The sequence below is a fragment of the Streptomyces sp. NPDC048637 genome (genome assembly GCF_040650675.1).
GTDB lineage: Bacteria > Actinomycetota > Actinomycetes > Streptomycetales > Streptomycetaceae > Streptomyces.
Genome location: NZ_JBEZHQ010000012.1, coordinates 81,561 through 97,999, shown reverse-complemented (window position 1 = coordinate 97,999; position 16,439 = coordinate 81,561). Strand labels below are relative to the sequence as shown.

Annotated in this window: 17 protein-coding genes; 11 read left to right on the top strand and 6 right to left on the bottom strand. The window is 73.4% G+C overall.

Annotated features, from left to right (window positions below; translation table 11 throughout):
• Positions 1-64: 64 nt before the first annotated feature.
• From AB0C46_RS17915 to AB0C46_RS17900, 4 genes are all read left to right on the top strand, one after another.
• Entirely contained in the window at positions 65-733 is a 669-nt protein-coding gene (locus tag AB0C46_RS17915) for a precorrin-8X methylmutase (protein WP_362828743.1), read from the top strand.
• 2 nt (positions 734-735) lie between these two features.
• Entirely contained in the window at positions 736-2,343 is a 1,608-nt protein-coding gene (locus tag AB0C46_RS17910) for a precorrin-2 C(20)-methyltransferase (protein WP_362828742.1), read from the top strand.
• 128 nt (positions 2,344-2,471) lie between these two features.
• The gene (locus tag AB0C46_RS17905; RefSeq protein WP_362828741.1) at positions 2,472-3,242 is read left to right on the top strand and encodes a DUF817 domain-containing protein; all 771 of its coding nucleotides are present in this window, start codon (positions 2,472-2,474) and stop codon (positions 3,240-3,242) included.
• 361 nt (positions 3,243-3,603) lie between these two features.
• Positions 3,604-3,831 carry a hypothetical protein gene (locus AB0C46_RS17900; protein WP_362828740.1) on the top strand — a complete coding sequence of 76 codons (228 nt, stop codon included), beginning with the start codon at positions 3,604-3,606 and terminating at the stop codon, positions 3,829-3,831.
• Positions 3,832-3,945: 114 nt separating this feature from the next.
• Here the strand turns inward: AB0C46_RS17900 and AB0C46_RS17895 are convergent, their stop codons facing one another.
• Positions 3,946-4,725 carry a cobalt-precorrin-6A reductase gene (locus AB0C46_RS17895; protein ID WP_362828739.1) on the bottom strand — a complete coding sequence of 260 codons (780 nt, stop codon included), beginning with the start codon at positions 4,723-4,725 and terminating at the stop codon, positions 3,946-3,948.
• Between the two features lie 17 nt (positions 4,726-4,742).
• Between AB0C46_RS17895 and AB0C46_RS17890 the strand changes: the two genes are divergently transcribed.
• Positions 4,743-5,936, top strand: coding sequence for a cobalt-precorrin-5B (C(1))-methyltransferase (locus tag AB0C46_RS17890; RefSeq protein ID WP_362828738.1), 1,194 nt, complete (start codon positions 4,743-4,745; stop codon positions 5,934-5,936).
• 22 nt (positions 5,937-5,958) lie between these two features.
• Here the strand turns inward: AB0C46_RS17890 and AB0C46_RS17885 are convergent, their stop codons facing one another.
• Positions 5,959-6,324, bottom strand: coding sequence for a hypothetical protein (locus AB0C46_RS17885; protein WP_362828737.1), 366 nt, complete (start codon positions 6,322-6,324; stop codon positions 5,959-5,961).
• Positions 6,325-6,966: 642 nt separating this feature from the next.
• Between AB0C46_RS17885 and AB0C46_RS17880 the strand changes: the two genes are divergently transcribed.
• Positions 6,967-7,182 (top strand): hypothetical protein, encoded by a 216-nt coding sequence (locus AB0C46_RS17880; RefSeq protein WP_362828736.1) that lies wholly within the window; start codon positions 6,967-6,969, stop codon positions 7,180-7,182.
• 206 nt (positions 7,183-7,388) lie between these two features.
• Here AB0C46_RS17880 and cobM read toward each other — a convergent pair whose 3' ends face one another.
• The 3 genes from cobM to AB0C46_RS17865 form a co-directional block, all read right to left on the bottom strand.
• Positions 7,389-8,186, bottom strand: a complete 798-nt coding sequence (gene cobM / locus AB0C46_RS17875) for a precorrin-4 C(11)-methyltransferase (RefSeq protein ID WP_362828735.1) — start codon at positions 8,184-8,186, stop codon at positions 7,389-7,391.
• The gene (gene cbiE / locus AB0C46_RS17870) at positions 8,183-9,523 is read right to left on the bottom strand and encodes a precorrin-6y C5,15-methyltransferase (decarboxylating) subunit CbiE (RefSeq protein WP_362828734.1); all 1,341 of its coding nucleotides are present in this window, start codon (positions 9,521-9,523) and stop codon (positions 8,183-8,185) included. The genes cobM and cbiE overlap by 4 nt, the downstream gene beginning before the upstream one ends.
• A gap of 111 nt (positions 9,524-9,634) precedes the next feature.
• Positions 9,635-9,907 carry a hypothetical protein gene (locus AB0C46_RS17865; RefSeq protein WP_362828733.1) on the bottom strand — a complete coding sequence of 91 codons (273 nt, stop codon included), beginning with the start codon at positions 9,905-9,907 and terminating at the stop codon, positions 9,635-9,637.
• Positions 9,908-10,133: 226 nt separating this feature from the next.
• On the opposite strand from AB0C46_RS17865, the gene AB0C46_RS17860 reads away from it, so the two are divergent.
• The 3 genes from AB0C46_RS17860 to AB0C46_RS17850 all read left to right on the top strand — a co-directional run bounded on the left by AB0C46_RS17860 (position 10,134) and on the right by AB0C46_RS17850 (position 13,121).
• Complete coding sequence (locus AB0C46_RS17860) at positions 10,134-11,153, top strand: cation diffusion facilitator family transporter (protein WP_362828732.1); 1,020 nt, start codon at positions 10,134-10,136, stop codon at positions 11,151-11,153.
• A gap of 192 nt (positions 11,154-11,345) precedes the next feature.
• Positions 11,346-11,957: a hypothetical protein gene (locus tag AB0C46_RS17855; RefSeq protein WP_362828731.1), complete on the top strand. Its 612-nt coding sequence runs from the start codon at positions 11,346-11,348 to the stop codon at positions 11,955-11,957.
• A gap of 165 nt (positions 11,958-12,122) precedes the next feature.
• Entirely contained in the window at positions 12,123-13,121 is a 999-nt protein-coding gene (locus tag AB0C46_RS17850; protein WP_362828730.1) for a hypothetical protein, read from the top strand.
• 7 nt (positions 13,122-13,128) lie between these two features.
• Here AB0C46_RS17850 and AB0C46_RS17845 read toward each other — a convergent pair whose 3' ends face one another.
• Positions 13,129-14,070 carry an NADP-dependent oxidoreductase gene (locus AB0C46_RS17845; RefSeq protein ID WP_362828729.1) on the bottom strand — a complete coding sequence of 314 codons (942 nt, stop codon included), beginning with the start codon at positions 14,068-14,070 and terminating at the stop codon, positions 13,129-13,131.
• A gap of 345 nt (positions 14,071-14,415) precedes the next feature.
• Between AB0C46_RS17845 and AB0C46_RS17840 the strand changes: the two genes are divergently transcribed.
• Entirely contained in the window at positions 14,416-15,123 is a 708-nt protein-coding gene (locus tag AB0C46_RS17840; RefSeq protein WP_362828827.1) for a response regulator transcription factor, read from the top strand.
• A 74-nt stretch (positions 15,124-15,197) separates the two neighbouring features.
• Entirely contained in the window at positions 15,198-16,355 is a 1,158-nt protein-coding gene (locus AB0C46_RS17835; protein WP_362828728.1) for a betaine/proline/choline family ABC transporter ATP-binding protein, read from the top strand.
• Positions 16,356-16,439 lie beyond the last annotated feature (84 nt).

The following is a 16,439-nucleotide window of genomic DNA, read 5'->3' as shown; positions in this document are numbered from 1 at the left end:
CTGCCCCACAGCCCCATGCCCACCCCATGAACCACCCCCGACCCACAGCCCCATGCCCCACCCCATGAACCGCCCCGTATCCGACAACCCCGAGGCCACAGTGACCGCGTTCGACTACGAGAAGGACGGGGCGGCGATCTACCGCCAGTCCTTCGCCACCATCCGCGCCGAGGCGGACCTCGACGGCCTGCCCGCCGACGTCAGCCGGGTCGCGGTCCGGATGATCCACGCCTGCGGCATGGTCGACCTGGTACGCGATCTGGCCTTCACCCCCGAGGTGGTGGCCCGCGCCCGCGAGGCGCTGCGCGCCGGTGCGCCGATCCTCTGCGACGCCAACATGGTGGCCAGCGGCGTCACCCGGAAGCGGCTGCCGGCCGGCAACGACGTCCTGTGCACCCTCACCGATCCGTCGGTACCGGACCTGGCCGCCCGGATGGGGACGACCCGCAGCGCCGCCGCCCTGGAGCTGTGGCGGGACCGGATGGAAGGCGCCGTGGTCGCGTTCGGCAACGCCCCCACCGCCCTCTTCCGGTTCCTCGAAATGATCGAGGAAGGCGCGCCCCGCCCCGCCGCCGTCATCGGCATACCCGTCGGCTTCATCGGCGCCGCGGAGTCCAAGGACGCGCTGATCGGCCACCCGTCGAAGCTGGACCACATCGTGGTGCGCGGGCGCCGGGGCGGCAGCGCCATGGCCGCGGCCGCGATCAACGCCCTGGCAAGCGAGGAAGAGTAAGCGTGAGCGAGCAGCAGCTGACCGGTCGTCTCTACGGTGTGGGCCTCGGCCCCGGCGACCCGTCCCTCATGACGGTCCGGGCGGTCGAGGTCATCGCCGGGGCCGACGTCATCGCCTACCACAGCGCCCGGCACGGACGGTCCATCGCGCGCTCCATCGCCGCCGGTCACCTCCGCGCCGACCACATCGAGGAAGCGCTGGTCTATCCGGTCACCACCGAGTCGACCGACCACCCCGGCGGCTACCGGGGCGCGCTGGACGAGTTCTACGAGACCGCGGCGGCCCGCCTCGCCACCCATCTCGACGCCGGCCGGACCGTCGCCGTCATCTCCGAGGGCGATCCGCTCTTCTACGGCTCCTACCAGCACATGCACAAGCGGCTGGCCCACCGCTATCCGACCGAGGTCATCCCCGGCGTCACCTCCATCAGCGCCGCCGCGGCCCGCCTGGGCAAGCCGCTCGCCGAGGCCGACGAGGTCCTGACGATCCTCCCCGGCACGCTCCCGGAGGAGGAACTGACCGCCCGCCTGGCCTCGACCGACACGGCCGTCGTCATGAAGCTGGGCCGCACCTTCCCGACCGTCCGCCGCGCCATGGCACGCTCCGGCCGCCTCCCGGAGGCCCACTACGTCGAGCGCGCGACGATGTCCGGCGAACGCACGGAGCGGCTCGCCGACATCGACGCGGAGACGGTGCCCTACTTCTCCGTCACCGTCGTGCCGAGCCGCATCGCCGATGTCCCGGTCACGGAAACGGCTGCGGCTGCGGCTACTGGTTCGGCTACGGCTACCGCTTCTGCTGCGGCTACAGCTACAGCCAGCGAACCGTCCGGCCTCGGCGAAGCGGTCTCCTCGCCCGGCCCCGGCGAGGTCGTGGTCGTCGGCACCGGTCCGGCCGGCCCGCTCTGGCTGACCCCGGAGTCCCGCGGCGCCCTGGCCGCCGCCGACGACCTCGTCGGCTACACCACCTACCTGGACCGCGTCCCGCTGCGCCCCGGCCAGCGCCGCCACGCCTCCGACAACAAGGTCGAGTCCGAACGCGCCGAACTCGCCCTCGACCTGGCCCGGCGCGGCCGCCGGGTGGCCGTGGTCTCCGGCGGCGACCCGGGGATCTTCGCGATGGCCACCGCCGTCCTGGAGGTCGCCTGCCAGTCCCCCTACCGCGCCATTCCCGTACGGGTCCTCCCGGGCGTCACCGCCGCCAACGCGGCCGCCGCCCGCGCCGGCGCGCCCCTCGGCCACGACTACGCGGTCATCTCCCTCTCCGACCGCCTCAAGCCGTGGGAGGTCATCGCCGAACGCCTGCACGCCGCGGCCGGCGCCGACCTGGCCCTCGCCCTCTACAACCCCGGCTCCCGGAGCCGCACCTGGCAGGTCGGCAAGGCCCGCGAACTCCTCCTGGAACACCGCGCCCCCGACACCCCCGTCATCCTCGCCCGCGACATCGGCGGCAGCGAGGAGTCGGTCCGCACGGTCCGCCTCGCCGACCTCGACCCGCACCAGGTCGACATGCGCACCCTCCTGATCGTCGGGTCGTCACAGACACAGGCGGTACGGCGCGACAACGGAACCGAGGTCGTGTGGACGCCGCGGAGGTATCCGGAGGGGTGAGGCTGCCGGGCGGGCGGGCTGTGCCTGCATCGTTCTTCCTCTTCCGAGGGGTGTCCGTCCGCTCGTGGCCGCTGCCGGCCGACCACACCTTCGGCAACCTCTCCCGTCACAGAAGCGTCTCTCGCACCATGCACGCGAATATGGCCCGCGTACAGCAACTGCTGATCTTCACCCGGCTCCAGACGAGCAGCTGCGCGTTCGCCGTCGCTCTGCTCGCGGGGGTCGCGCTTTCCACCGTGCTGCCGCAGTTGCCGGTGGCCAGGTACGACCTGTTGCTCGTCTATGGACTGCTGCTCACGCTGGTGTTCCGCCTGCGCGGATGGGAGAGCAGCAGGGATGTCCTGGTCATCGCCGTCTGTCACGCGACCGGGCTGGCCTTCGAGCTGGTGAAGGTCTCTCTCGGCTCCTGGAGCTATCCGGAGCCCGCGGTGTTCAAGTTCGCGGGCGTGCCCCTGTACGGGGGATTTCTCTATGCCGCGGTGGGCAGCTATGTCTGCCGCGCATGGCAGCTGATGGAGCTGGAACTCGTCCGCTACCGGCCCCGCGCCACCACTGCCGTCGCCGTGGCCATCTACGTGAACTTCTTCAGTCACCACTGGCTGCCCGACGTGCGCTGGCCCCTCGCCGTGCTGCTCGTTGCGGTCACGGGAGGCACCTCGGTGCGGTTCACCGTGGGGAAGGCGCGCTACCGCATGCCGCTGGCGCTGTCCTTCGCGCTGATCGGATTCTTCCTGTGGCTGGCCGAGAACATCGCCACCTACCTGGGCGCATGGCGCTACCCGCACCAACTCCACGGCTGGCAACCGGTCGCCCTGGAGAAGTTCGGCTCATGGGCGCTCCTGATCAGCGTCACGTTCGTGATCGTGGCAGCCACCAGGCGGCAGCGCAGCCCCGGGTGACTCCAAAAGGGATGCACCGAAGGAGTGCGGTCATCGCGGTGTCGTCCAGAACGATGTGCGGGGCATCGCTCACCGGCCGGTCGCCTCGGCCAGACGCCGGTCGAGCTCGCTGTCCACGTCCTGCTGCTGTGCCGCGGTGGGGTCATACCCGTTCCACTCCGTCGGCGACCTCGACGTCTCGCAGGCGATCGTAGGACAGCCGGCATCGCTCGTTTTCTGCTGGCTCTTCGACCAATTCCCCACCCCTCCACTGCCCGTGCCCACGACAACGCCACTCCCTTTCGAGAGCTGACCGGAGTGACAACTCCAGGACGGGGAAAGGGCATTGAGGGCCCAGTCAGGACTCGAACGGAGACGGGAAATGGGAATGGCGGAGCGCACTCCGGCGGCCGGGAGGATCAGGGAGGCCGAGCAGGCACGGGACGAGTTGCGGGCGGCGCTGAAGGGGGCGGACATCACCTTGCCGTCCCTGGCTCTGGACGGGGTGTCGCTGGTGGGGGACTTCCCGCGCCCGCTGGTGGACCTGGGGCGCTGCACTCCGGAGCTCGCGCGGCGGCTCGCGCAGGCGGTGCGGAAGTGCGTCCCGTGAGCGAGGAGACGGCCGACTCCACCGCTGCCCACGACCCGAGTGACGAGGACGCGAAAGAGGAATCCGCAAGGCGGCGGGAAGAATTGGTGGAGAGGGTCCGGGAAGCCAATCGGCTCAGTGTGAATCGGCCTCGCTGAATACCTCGCGGACCCAGTTCACCGCCTCGTCCGGAGCCGCCGCCACCGGCACCCCGTCGGGCACCGGCGGGCGCCGTACAACCACCACCGGGACCCCGGCCTCCCGCGCCGCCGCCAGCTTGGCGGCGGTCGCGGCGGCGCCGCTGTCCTTCGTCACGAGTACGTCGATGCGGTGGGCGCGGAGCAGCGCGCGCTCGCCCTCCACGGTGAAGGGGCCCCGGTCGAGCAGCACCTCCATCCGGGGCGGGTGCGGGGGCTCGGGGGCGTCGACGGAGCGGACCAGGAACCAGGGGTCGGTGAGGTGGGCGAAGTGGGAGAGGCCCATCCGGCCGGTGGTGAGGAAGATCCGGCTGCCGAGCGCCGGGAGGGCGGCGGCGGCCTCGTCCAGGGAGGTGACCTGGTGCCATGCGTCGCCGGGTCCCGGCACCCAGCCGGGCCTGCGGAGGGCCAGCAGGGGAACATGGGCGGTGGCGGCGGCCCGGGCCGCGCTGAAACTGATCGTGTCGGCGAAAGGATGGGTGGCGTCGATGAGCGCGTCCACCGCGTGCTCGCGCAGCCAGCGGGCGAGGCCCTCGGGGCCGCCGAACCCGCCGATGCGTACCTCCCCGGCGGGCAGCCGTGGCGCGGCGACCCGGCCGGCGAGCGAGGTCGTCACGCGCAGGGCGGGCTCCGGCACCAGAGCGGCGGCCAGGCGGCGGGCCTCCGTCGTACCGCCGAGGATCAGTACATGGCGTGGCGGGCGGGCTGCGTCGGGCATGGGATGTGGGTTCCTCCGTGGCTGAAGCGCAACCGCAGGGTACGGGGAAGGCCGCGGGCGGGCGTAGCGCGCAGCTCGCGCACACCGGGCTGCGGCATGGCTGGACGACCGGCGCCTGTGCGACGGCGGCGAGCACGGCCGCGTACACGGCGCTGCTGAGCGGGGAGTTTCCCGATCCGGTGACGATCACGCTGCCGAAGGGGCAGACGCCGTCCTTCGCCCTGGCGGTGGAGGAGCTGGCGCCGGGCCGGACGGCCGCCATGGCGGGTGTCGTCAAGGACGCGGGCGACGATCCGGATGTCACGCACGGGGCGCTCGTCCGGGCCACGGTGCGGGCGCTGCCCGCGGGGTCGGGCGTCGTCTTCAGGGCCGGGCCGGGGGTCGGCACGGTGACACGCCCCGGGTTGCCGCTGGAGGTGGGCGAGCCGGCGGTCAATCCCGTACCGCGGCAGCTGATGCGGCAGCATCTGGCGCAGGTCGCGGCGCGCTACGGCGGCGGCGCCGGCGCAGTGGCCGACGTCGAGGTGGAGATCTCCGTCGATCACGGGGAGGAGATCGCCCGGAGCACCTGGAATCCGCGGCTGGGGATTCTGGGCGGGCTGTCGATCCTGGGGACCACCGGGATCGTGGTGCCGTACTCCTGCTCGGCGTGGATCGACTCCATCCGGCGGGGAGTGGACGTCGCACGCGCGGCGGGGCGGCGGCATGTGGCCGGGTGTACGGGGTCGACGTCGGAGAAGGTGGCCGTCGCGCTGCACCGTCTGCCCGAGGACGCGCTGCTGGACATGGGCGACTTCGCGGGGGCGGTGCTGAAGTACATCCGGCGCCATCCCGTGGAGCGGCTCACCCTCTGCGGCGGGTTCGCCAAGCTGTCCAAGCTGGCGGCGGGGCATCTGGATCTGCACTCGGCGCGGTCCCAGGTGGACAAGGGGTTCCTGGCGGAGCTCGCCCGGCGGGGCGGGGCGGACGAGGCGCTGGCGGCGGCGGTCGCGGAGGCCAACACGGGCCTGGCGGCACTGCAGTTGTGCATCGCGGCGGGTGTCCCGCTGGGGGATCTGGTGGCGGCGACGGCGCGGGACGAGTCGCTGGCCGTGCTGCGGGGCGCGCCCGTCGCGGTCGACGTCATCTGCATCGACCGGGCGGGGATGGTGGTGGGGCGGGCGGAGCCGCGGGGGCCGGGGGACGCCCGGCAGGGAAGCCCTCAGCGGTGACGGGCTTCCCCCACGTCAGCCGTCAGCCCCGGTACCCGCGGCCGAGCCGGCCGCCCATGCAGTCCTCCCCGCTGCCGGTGAGCGATCCCAGCGCCGAGCCGAGGGCACAGGTGGTCAGCCGCAGCGGGTTGTCACGGAACCGCCCGGGGCGCTCGTAGCGGCCCTCCCGGCGGTCGTAGCGCCCTTCACGGCGGTCGTGCACCCGGCCCGGCCGGTCATGCATCCGGCCCGGACTGTCGTGCATCCACGGCGAGCTGTCGCCCGTCCGGCCCGGGGTGTCCTTGGCCTGTGCGACATGGTCCTTGCCGTCGGCCGCGGCGACGTTGCCGCCGAAGAGCGTCAGCAGGGCTGCGGCGCCGACGACGCCGGCGGCCAGTCTGGTACGCATCGTGGCGTACTCCTTTGCTTCGGCCCCCCTTGGGTGTCGCAGCTTCCTTACCTGCCCCCGGAGGCGGGATAACGGGTATTCACCCTGATGCGGTCGGAGAGCCATCCGGACGGGCCCGGGGGGGGCGGAGTGGCGGAGGGGCGGAGGGGCCAGAGGGGGCGGAGGGGCCGGAGGGGCCGGAACTTTCCGGGACCGCGTGCTCGGCTTCGTCCTCGGTGTTCCATCACCCGGAAAACGACCCCGACTGAGGGCGCAAGCCCTTTCCTGCGGGAAGACAGACATGTCACCCCATCACACTCACCACGGATTCGGCGGACGGTACTCGCAGATAAGACCGACGGGCGCGCATGAAGGACTTTCCCAGGACAGTTTTCCGATACCCGCCGCACGGTTGACGCACCACCAAGACGCGGGCAAACTTGCAGGTCAGGGCGATTATTGCACCCAATTGCACACCGGTTAAAAAATGCCCGGCAAGTTGCCGGGCCACGCTTTGACGTGATTGCATTCTGCGTGCACACGGGCCGCCCTTATGGCGTCACGTTTCCGGTGCCGGACGGCCCTGTTTTGACCGAATTCGCTTTATGGGCAATTCGGCACGCGTGAGTTCAGCACCCATAGCTCTGAAGGGAAGGGCACGCCATGCGTAACGGCTTCACCCCTGAGATCGACACCTGCGAGATTGCCGACAGCGAGCTGGACGGCATTGCCGGTGGGCTCGCCAGCGCCGGTGTCGAGGTCGCCGGGCACGGTGCCGCCGTGAGCGTCGGCAATGTCGTCGGGACCGCCGACTCGCTCGCGTCGAACCTGCCCGGCCAGGTCGCCGGTGCGGCCACGGCGGAGACCACCAGCCTCTGAGCGGCACCGTTTGACGGCCAGGAGTATTGCTCTCGCCCCACCGGTGCCTCGGCATTGCGGCAGGGCGCGGCCGGAACCCCGGAACCTCCAGTTCCGGGGTTCACCCATGTCCGGCCGGCATTCCCGCCGCCATCCCGGGCGGAATTCCGTGCGGAATGGGGGGCGGAAGAACGGCCGCGGCCGCAGCCACGGCCCGTGCGCACCGGCTACGGGGTCTCCGCGTCCGACGGCGCGGCGTCCGACGGCGCGGCGCACGGCAGGTGCGGCCGCTCGCGGTCCGTCGAGTAGAGGTGGCTGTCGCGGAACTGCTCGGCGCCCAGGGTGCGGCCGACCATGATGACGGCCGTACGGACCACGCCCGCGGCCTTCACCTGGCCGGCGATATCGGCCAGGGTGCCGCGCAGCACGAGTTCGTCGGGGCGGGAGGCCATGGCGACGACCGCGGCGGGGCAGTCGGCGCCGTAGTGCGGCAGGAGTTCGGCGACGACCCGGTCGACGTACATGGCGGCCAGGTGGAGCACCAGCAGCGCACCGCTGCGCCCGAGCGTGGCGAGGTCCTCGCCCTCGGGCATGGGGGTGGCCCGCTGGGCGACCCGGGTGAGGATGACGGTCTGGCCGACGGTGGGGACGGTCAGCTCGCGCTTCAGGGCGGCCGCCGCCGCGGCGAACGCGGGGACGCCCGGCACCACGTCGTACGGCACACCGGCCGCATCCAGCCGGCGCATCTGCTCGGCGACCGCGCTGAAGACGGACGGGTCGCCCGAGTGCAGCCGGGCCACGTCCTGGCCCTCCTCATGCGCGCGGACCATCTCGGCGGTGATCGTGTCGAGGTCCAGCTGAGCGGTGTCGACGAGCCGGGCGCCGGGCGGGCACTCGGCGAGCAGTTCGCGCGGCACCAGGCTGCCGGCGTACAGACAGACCCCGCAGGAGGCGAGCGTCCGGGCGCCGCGCACGGTGATCAGGTCGGCGGCGCCGGGACCCGCGCCGATGAAGTGGACGGTCATGGTTGCTCGGTCTCCTGAGGGAGGGCGGTCGGGGACGGGGAGGCGGGCAGCGGCTTCACGGCCGCCCACTGGGTGACCGGCATCGCCTGCCGCCAGCCGGTGAAACCGCCGACCGGCACGGCACGGGCGACCGCGAGCCGGACCAGCTCGCCACCGTGCCGCCGGTACCAGTCCGCGAGCAGCGCCTCGGACTCCAGCGTCACGGTGTTCGCCACGATCCGGCCGCCCGCGGGCAGCGCCGCCCAGCACGCGGCCAGCAGGCCGGGGGCGGTCAGCCCGCCGCCGATGAAGACCGCGTCCGGCCTCGGCAGACCGTCCAGCGCGGCGGGCGCGGAACCGGGGACGACGCGCAGCCCCGGGACGCCGAGCGCATCCGCGTTCCGGCCGATCCGCTCGGCCCGTACGGGGTCACGCTCGACGCTGACGGCGCGGCAGCTGCGGTGCGCCCGCAGCCACTCGATGGCGATGGAGCCGGAGCCGCCGCCGATGTCCCAGAGGAGTTCGCCGGGGGCGGGCGCCAGCGCGGCGAGGGTGGCGGCGCGGACATGGCGCTTGGTGAGCTGGCCGTCGTGCTCGTACGCGGCGTCGGGGAGACCGGGGACGGTGGAGAGCGGCGGGGTGCCGGGCGCGCGGCGGCAGTCGAGGGCGAGGACGTTGAGGGGGTCGCCGGGCGGTGCGTCCCAGTCGTCGGCGGTGCCCTCGGCGCTCCGTTCGCGGGGGCCGCCGAGCTGCTCCAGTACGCGCATCCGGGTCGGGCCGAAGCCGTGGGCGCGCAGCAGGGCCGCGACCTCGGCGGGGGTGCCGGCGCCCGCGGACAGCACCAGCACCCGGCGGCCGTCGTACAGCACGCGGACCAGGTTCTCGGCGGGCCGTCCGACGAGCGTGACGACCTCGGTGTCCTCCACCGGCCAGCCCAGGCGGGCGCAGGCGTGGGAGACGGAGGAGGGGTGCGGGAGGATCCGCAGCCGGTGGCCGGCGCCGGTGGCCGGGGGCCCGCCCGCCGTGTCTCCCGCGGCCGCCTGCTCCCCAATCACCTCGGTCAGCGTCCGCCCGATGCCGTAGAACATCGGGTCGCCGCTGGCCAGCACGCACACCCGGCGTCCGGCGTACGCGGTGAGCAGCCCGGGGACGGCGGGGCGCAGGGGCGACGGCCACGGGACGCGCTCACCGGCGCACTCCCCGGGCAGCAGCGCGAGCTGGCGCGCGCCGCCGATCAGCACCTCGGCGGCGCACAGGGCCTGCCGGGAGGAGGCGGGCAGTCCGTCCCAGCCGTCGGCCCCGATGCCGACGACGGACAGGGGTTCAGGAGCGGCCGGGGCGGGTGGTGCGGGGCTCACTGCCGGATACCTCAGAGGTCGGGAGGGGACGGGGACCGGTCCGGGGGACGGGAGCCGAACTTTACTGACCGGTCGTTCCGCACCGTCCCGCGGGGAGGTCCGCCCCCGCCCTCAGACCAGCAGGGCGATCAGGAACTGGCCCGCGAACAGGAACGCCGCGCAGAAACCCACGAGCGCCGGCAGCCACTGCCAGATGCCGCGCGGGGCATCGAAGCAGGCGAGGTAGCCGAGGACGGCGACCGTGCCGGTCAGGGCGCCCAGCCAGAAGGGGAGGCCGTCGTGGTGGGTGGACAGGATGGCCACGGCGGCCAGCAGGCCGAGCAGCGCCAGAAGCTGTCCCTTGCCGGGTGCGGGCCGCCGGGTCCCGCCCGTAGCGTTGCTCATGGCGCCGGATGCTACCCGGCACGAGGAGCCTCGGCGGCGCACCGCGCCCGCCGGGAGCGGATGGCCGGGCTCCGTTTTCCGCTTCCGCTCCCGCCCGCCTCCGCACCGCTCTGACCAGGCACGATCGTCCGTTCGACGGTAATGACAACGGTCACCGGTGCAGCCTTTGGATCTTTCGCAGAAGTGCGGTTTGCTTCGCAGCAAGGAGCCAGGAAGGAGCGCGCCGATGACCGAGCACGCCCATAGCCACGGGCACAGCCACAGCCATGCACATGGTGTCTCACCGGACGCGGACCGGCGCTGGCTGCGGGCCGCGCTGATCCTGCTGACCTCGTACATGGCGGTCGAGGTCGTCATCGGTGTGGTGGCACAGTCCCTGGCGCTGATCTCGGACGCCGCCCATATGCTCACCGACGCGGTCTCGATCGTGCTGGCACTGATCGCGATGCGGCTGGCCGCGCGGCCGGCGCGCGGCGGGTTCACCTACGGGCTCAAGCGCGCCGAGATCCTCTCCGCGCAGGCCAACGGCATCACTTTGCTGCTGCTGTCGGTCTGGCTGGCGTACGAGTCGGTCGAGCGGCTGATCTCACCGCCGAAGGTGACCGGCGGGCTGGTGCTGGTGACCGCGCTGGCCGGGATCGTGGTCAATCTGATCTGCACCTGGCTGCTGTCCAAGGCCAACCGCTCCAGCCTGAACGTCGAGGGCGCCTATCAGCACATCCTCACCGACCTGTTCGGGTTCGTTGCCACCGCCGTCGCCGGTCTGGTCGTGCTGACGACGGGCTTCGAGCGGGCGGACGCGATCGCCTCGCTGGTGGTCGTCGCGCTGATGCTGCGGGCCGGTACGGGGCTGGTGCGGGAGTCCGGCCGGATCTTCATGGAGGCCGCACCGGCCGGTATCGACCCGGACGCGCTGGGCGACCATCTGGTCGCCGCGGACGAGGTCGTCGAGGTGCACGACCTGCACATCTGGCAGATCACCTCCGGGCAGCCGGCGCTGTCCGCGCACATCCTGGTGGAGCCGGGCGGCGACTGCCACAAGGTCCGCCGCAGTCTGCAGGAGCTGCTGAGCGGGGAGTACGGCATCACCCACGCCACCCTCCAGGTCGATCACGTCGGCGAACAGGGCGCGCCCGATGAGCTCCTGACACTGAGCCCGCGGCCCGGTCCCGGCCCGGAGCGGCAGTCCGGCCACTGCGCGGACGCGCACGGTCCGGTGCACCGGCAGGGGCCGCACCGGCATTGAACGGCCGGGGGGCGCGGCGGATCGGCGGGCCCGGCGCGAGGTGGTGACCGGAGCGGCGGACCGGCGAGCGCCCCGGCACGAGGGGGTGACCGGAGCGGCGCGCCGCTCCCGCGTCCCCTCACTCGGGTGAACCCGGCCCGGGAGAGAGCCGCCTGCCGCCGGTGGCGGGGGCCGCGATGCTCGGATGACGCCATGAGAACCGCCGTTGTCTGCGCGCTGCTGTGCGCCGCCACGCTCCCCGGACCGCCCGCCGCCGCGCACGCCCCGAAGGCACCGCCCGCCGTCTCTGTCACGGTGACGGTGACCGACGGCGTCGACGACACCGAGTCCGGCAAACGGCTCGACTACCGCATCACCGTGCACAACCTGGGCGCCACCGAGGTCCACGGCGCCCGGATCGAACAGCGGATGCCGGCCACCACGACCTCGGCGACCGCGCCCGGCGGCACCGTCGAAGGGCACGGCGTGGGCGAGCAGAAGGCCATCTGGCGCTCCGATCTGCCCGCGCACGACATCCAGGTCTTCACCGCCTCGGCCGTCCTCGGCGGCCGCGCCGACCTCGCCGCCTCCGCCGGCCCTGCCGCGCCCGGCACCCTGCGCGCCGCCGCCACGGTCTGTGTCTACGTCGGCGAATCCTTCGCGCCCACGGCCTGCTCGGGCGATCTGGACGACCTGCCGGAGACCTCCCCGGAGGGCGGGGGCGGCAGCTGGGTGGGGTGGGCGGTGGCCGCCGGGGTCATGGCGCTGCTCGGGCCGGGGGTGGTGCGGGCGGTCCGGCGGCGGCGCGCCGCGCGGGCGGGCTGAGCCGGGCCGCGCACCCGGTCACCCATTGGCACCGCCCCCGCTCGCGGGCGGCGGAGGTTCCCACTTGCCTGGGAGGTGGCCGTAGGGCGCGTCCTGCGGAGCTCCTCCGGCCCGGCCGGTCCGTGGGACGCGCCCCAGTCCGCCGCGCAGGAAGGACCGGACGCGATGTCAGCGAGCGCCCCCGTACGCCCGGGCGGGCGGGTGACGGACGGGGAGCGGCCGCCGCACGGGCCGCGGCGGCTCGGACGGGTGCTGGCCGGCGGGGTGTTGCTGCTGGTGGGGACGTTGCTGCTGCCGTTGAGCCTGGCCGCCATCTGGGCGCGGGCCGAGCTGACCGAGACCGACAGCTATGTGGCGGCGGTGGCGCCGCTGGCCGGGAACTCCGCCGTCCAGGAGGCGGTCGTCGACGATGTCACGGACGGTGTGATGGCGCATGTCCGGCTCGACGGGCTGCTGAAGGCCGTCCCGCGCACCGAGCGTCCCGCGGTGCGTCGGCACTTCACCCGGGGGATCCGCCAGTTCGTGGCCCAGCAGGTGCGGCAGGTCGTCACCGGCAGCGGTTTCCCCGCGGTGTGGAACGGGGTGCACCGGACCGCCCACCGGACGCTGGACGGCCGGCTGGCCGCGTCCGGGCGGTCCGCGGTCACCCTGGATCTCACCCCGGTCGTGGAACGGGTCAAGCATCAGCTGTCCCACAACGGCATGGGGCTCGACATTCTCCGGCGGGTGCCGCGGGCCGGGGTGGAGATCGTGCTGCTGAAGGCCCCGGACGTGCCACGGATCCGGGCCGTCTACGAGGTCGTCCGCACCGGGGCGCTGCTGCTGCCGCCGGCCGCGGCGCTGTGTCTGACCGGCGGGCTGCTGCTGGCACGGCGCCGGCGGCGGGCGCTGATCGGTGCGGGGCTGGGCTGCGCGGCGGCGGCCGGCCTGCTGGCCGCGGCGCTCGCGCTGGTCCGCAGCCGCACCCTGGACGCGCTGCCCGCGATGGTCTCCCGGCCGGCCGCGGGCGCCTACGCCGATGCGCTCACCGGACCGCTGCGCACCGGGTTCTGGCTGATCATCGGCGCGGGCACGCTGACCGCGGCGCTGGCCGCGGCGGGACCGCCGGCGGTCCGGGCCCTGCGCGCCCGCCGGCTCGCCGCCCGCACCGGCACCGGCCGCTGACCACCGCTCAGATCGCCAGCACCGTCTTCCCCTGTGCCCGGCCGGTGCGGCTGGTCGCCAGGGCGTCCGGTGCCTCTTCCAGGGAGACCTCACGGCCCACGAGGACCGTCAGCCGGCCCGCGTCGACATGGCCGGCGAGGATCTCCAGCAGCTGCGGGGAGGGGCGGTTGACGAAGTTGAAGCCGCGGAGGTTGTGCTCGGTGAGCTCGTCCGCGTCGGCCGAGCCGATCAGCGAGACGGCGGTCCCCCCGTCGCGTACGGTCCGGGTCAGTTCGGCGAACTCGGCGGGGCCGCTGGCCATGTCGATCAGCACATCGACACCGCCCGGATGGAGCGCGAGGACCTGGTCGGCGATCGGTCCCGCGGTGTGGTCGACGGTCTCGGCGGCGCCGAGAGTGCGCATCAGTTCCGCCTTGGCCGGGCGCGCGGTGGCGATCACCTCGGCGCCGCGGCCGGCCGCGAGCTGGGTGACGAAGGTGCCGACACCGCCGGTCGCGCCGACGATCAGCACCGTTCTGCCCTCGGCGATCCGGGTCTCCTCGACCAGGTTGTACGCGGTCATGCCGGCCGTCGGCAGTGCCGCGGAGGTGGCGTAGGTGACGCTGCGGGCGGCGTGCGCGATGCGGTCCTCGTCGGTGACGGCGAGTTCGCAGTACGAACCGCCGCCCTGGCCGGGCCGCTGGAACTGGCCGAACACCGCGTCGCCGATGGTGAACCGCCGCACCCCGCTCCCGATGGCGAGCACCTCGCCCGCCCCGTCCGACCCCAGGACGAGGGGGAACGCGGCCGGCACGGCATCGCCGAACATGCCGTCGGCGAGCTTCCAGTCGACGGGGTTGAGTCCGGCGGCGGACAGCCGCACCAGGACCTCACCGGGCCCTGGTTCGGGCTGCGGCAGTTCCATCAGCTGCGGCTGTGCACCGAATGCGCTGACTGCTACGGCTCTCATCGTGGCGCTCCCTTCCACCCTTCCGACCGGTGGCCGAAGTGGATCGTAAGCACGCCGGCCGGGCCGGAGGCGGCAGGAGGAGAGGCGGTGCGGCGGAAGCAACTCGTACGGCCCGCACGCCGGGGGCTGTCCGGCCCCGTTCGACAGGGCGCGGCCGTACGGGCCGCCGTGGCCCGGCCGGCGGTCCGCGTCACCGGCGTGCCGGTCCGCGTCACCGGCGCCGTGCACCCCGGGTGGCCCGTGCCGGGCGCCGCTCGGCTCCAGCCTGGTGAATTCCCCGGTTCGGGGCTCGCGGCGCACGGCGTTCAGCTTGCCGGAAGGTCCGCCTCGGGTACATATGACGCCATGCGCGTTCTGGTGGTGGAGGACGAGGAGTGCCTCGCGGACATGATGGCCGCGGAGCTGCGCCGCGCCGCGATCGTGGTGGACATCGCCCATGACGGCCGCGCGGCGCTGGCCGGACTGCGGCTCGGCGCGTACGACGTGCTCGTCCTGGACGGCGGGCTGCCTCCACCGCACAGCGAGGCCCTGCGCCGGTATGTGGTGGAACAGCGGCTGCCGACCCGGGTGTTGCTGCTCACCGCGTCCGGTCCGGACGACCGGGTGGCGGGGCCGGAGCCGGCCGCCGACGACTGTCTGGCCAAGCCCTTCGCCCACGAGGAGTTGGTCGCCCGGATCCTGGCGCTGGGCCGGGCCGCCCGCCGCGTGATGCCGCAGGTCATCGAGCGGGCCGGCGTCACCGTCGACACCGCGCGCCGGCTGGCCGCCCGCGACGGCCGGCCGCTGGCGCTGTCGCGTACGGAGTTCGGGGTGCTCGAAGTGCTGCTGCGCGCGCAGGGCGCGGTGGTCAGCGGCGATGAGCTGATCGAGGAGGTCTGGGAGGAGCACACCAGCTACGGCGGCAACGCCGTACGCGTCACCCTCGGCGCACTGCGCGCCAAGCTCGGCGACCCACCGGTGATCGAGGCCGTGCCGGGCGCCGGGTACCGGATGACCGACGAGCCCGGGGCGGGCGGCGAGCCGGAGCCGGGCGCCCGGCGGGAAGCGGTCTGAAGGGTCGTGTCCCCGCCCCCACCCGATTGCCCGCATGACGGGTCCGGTCGCGGGCCGCGGGATTCAATGACGCAATGATCCGGTTCGAGTCCGTCACCAAGCGCTACCCCGACGGGACCACCGCCGTCGACGGCCTCTCCTTCGAGGTCGGCGAGGGGGAGCTGGTGACGCTGGTCGGGCCGTCCGGCTGCGGCAAGACGACGACCATGATGATGGTCAACCGGCTCATCGACCCCACGCACGGGCGGATCTACGTCGACGGTGCGGACATCGCCGGCGTCGACCCGGTTACCCTGCGCCGCGGCATCGGCTATGTCATCCAGCAGACCGGTCTCTTTCCGCACCGCACCGTCCTCGACAACACCGCGACCGTGCCCTTTCTGACCGGCTGGAAGAAGGCCAGGGCCCGCGAGCGGGCCGCCGAACTCCTGGATCTGGTCGGCCTGGACCCGGCCGTCCACGGCCCGCGCTACCCCGACCAGCTCTCCGGCGGCCAGCGCCAGCGGGTCGGGGTGGCGCGGGCGCTCGCCGCCGACCCGCCCGTCCTGCTGATGGACGAGCCGTTCGGCGCGGTCGACCCGGTCGTCCGTGACCGGCTGCAGAAGGAGTTTCTGCGGCTGCAGGCCGAGCTGCACAAGACGGTGCTGCTGGTCACCCATGACATCGAGGAGGCCATCCGGCTCGGCGACCGGATCGCGGTCTACGGCGCCGGCCGGATCGAGCAGTACGACACCCCCGCGAGCGTCCTCGGCGCCCCCGCCACCCCGTACGTCGCCGAATTCGTCGGTACCGACCGCGCGTTGAAGCAGCTCTCGGTCACCGGCATCGACCGTGGCGACCTCGAACGCCCTCCGTTCGCCCGGCTCGGCGAACCCGCCGCGGACGCCATGGCCCGGCTGCGGGCCGAGGGTGCCCGCTGGGCGGTGGTGCTCGACGAGGAGGGTGAACTGCACGGCTGGGTGGGCACGGAGGAGCTGGCGGGCGCGGAGGGCACGGTGGCCGGTCACGCCCGCCGGATGGAGGCCTGGGTGCCGGTGACCGGCACCCTCAAAGCGGCCTTCAGCGAGATGCTCAAACACGATGCCGGCTGGATTGCGGTCCTGGACGGCCACCGGTTCCTGGGCGTCCTCACGCCGACCAAGCTCCATGAAGCGCTGCGCCGCACCATCGGTTCGGACGAGCGGGGCGTACGGCGGGAGCGGGCCGAGGTGGACTCGGTCCCTACGGAGTGAGGGCGCCGGGAGGGGTGGGGTGTTTCACGTGAAACGCCCGCCCTGCCTTCCCACGCGGCGTTTCACGTGAAACACCGGCCGTGT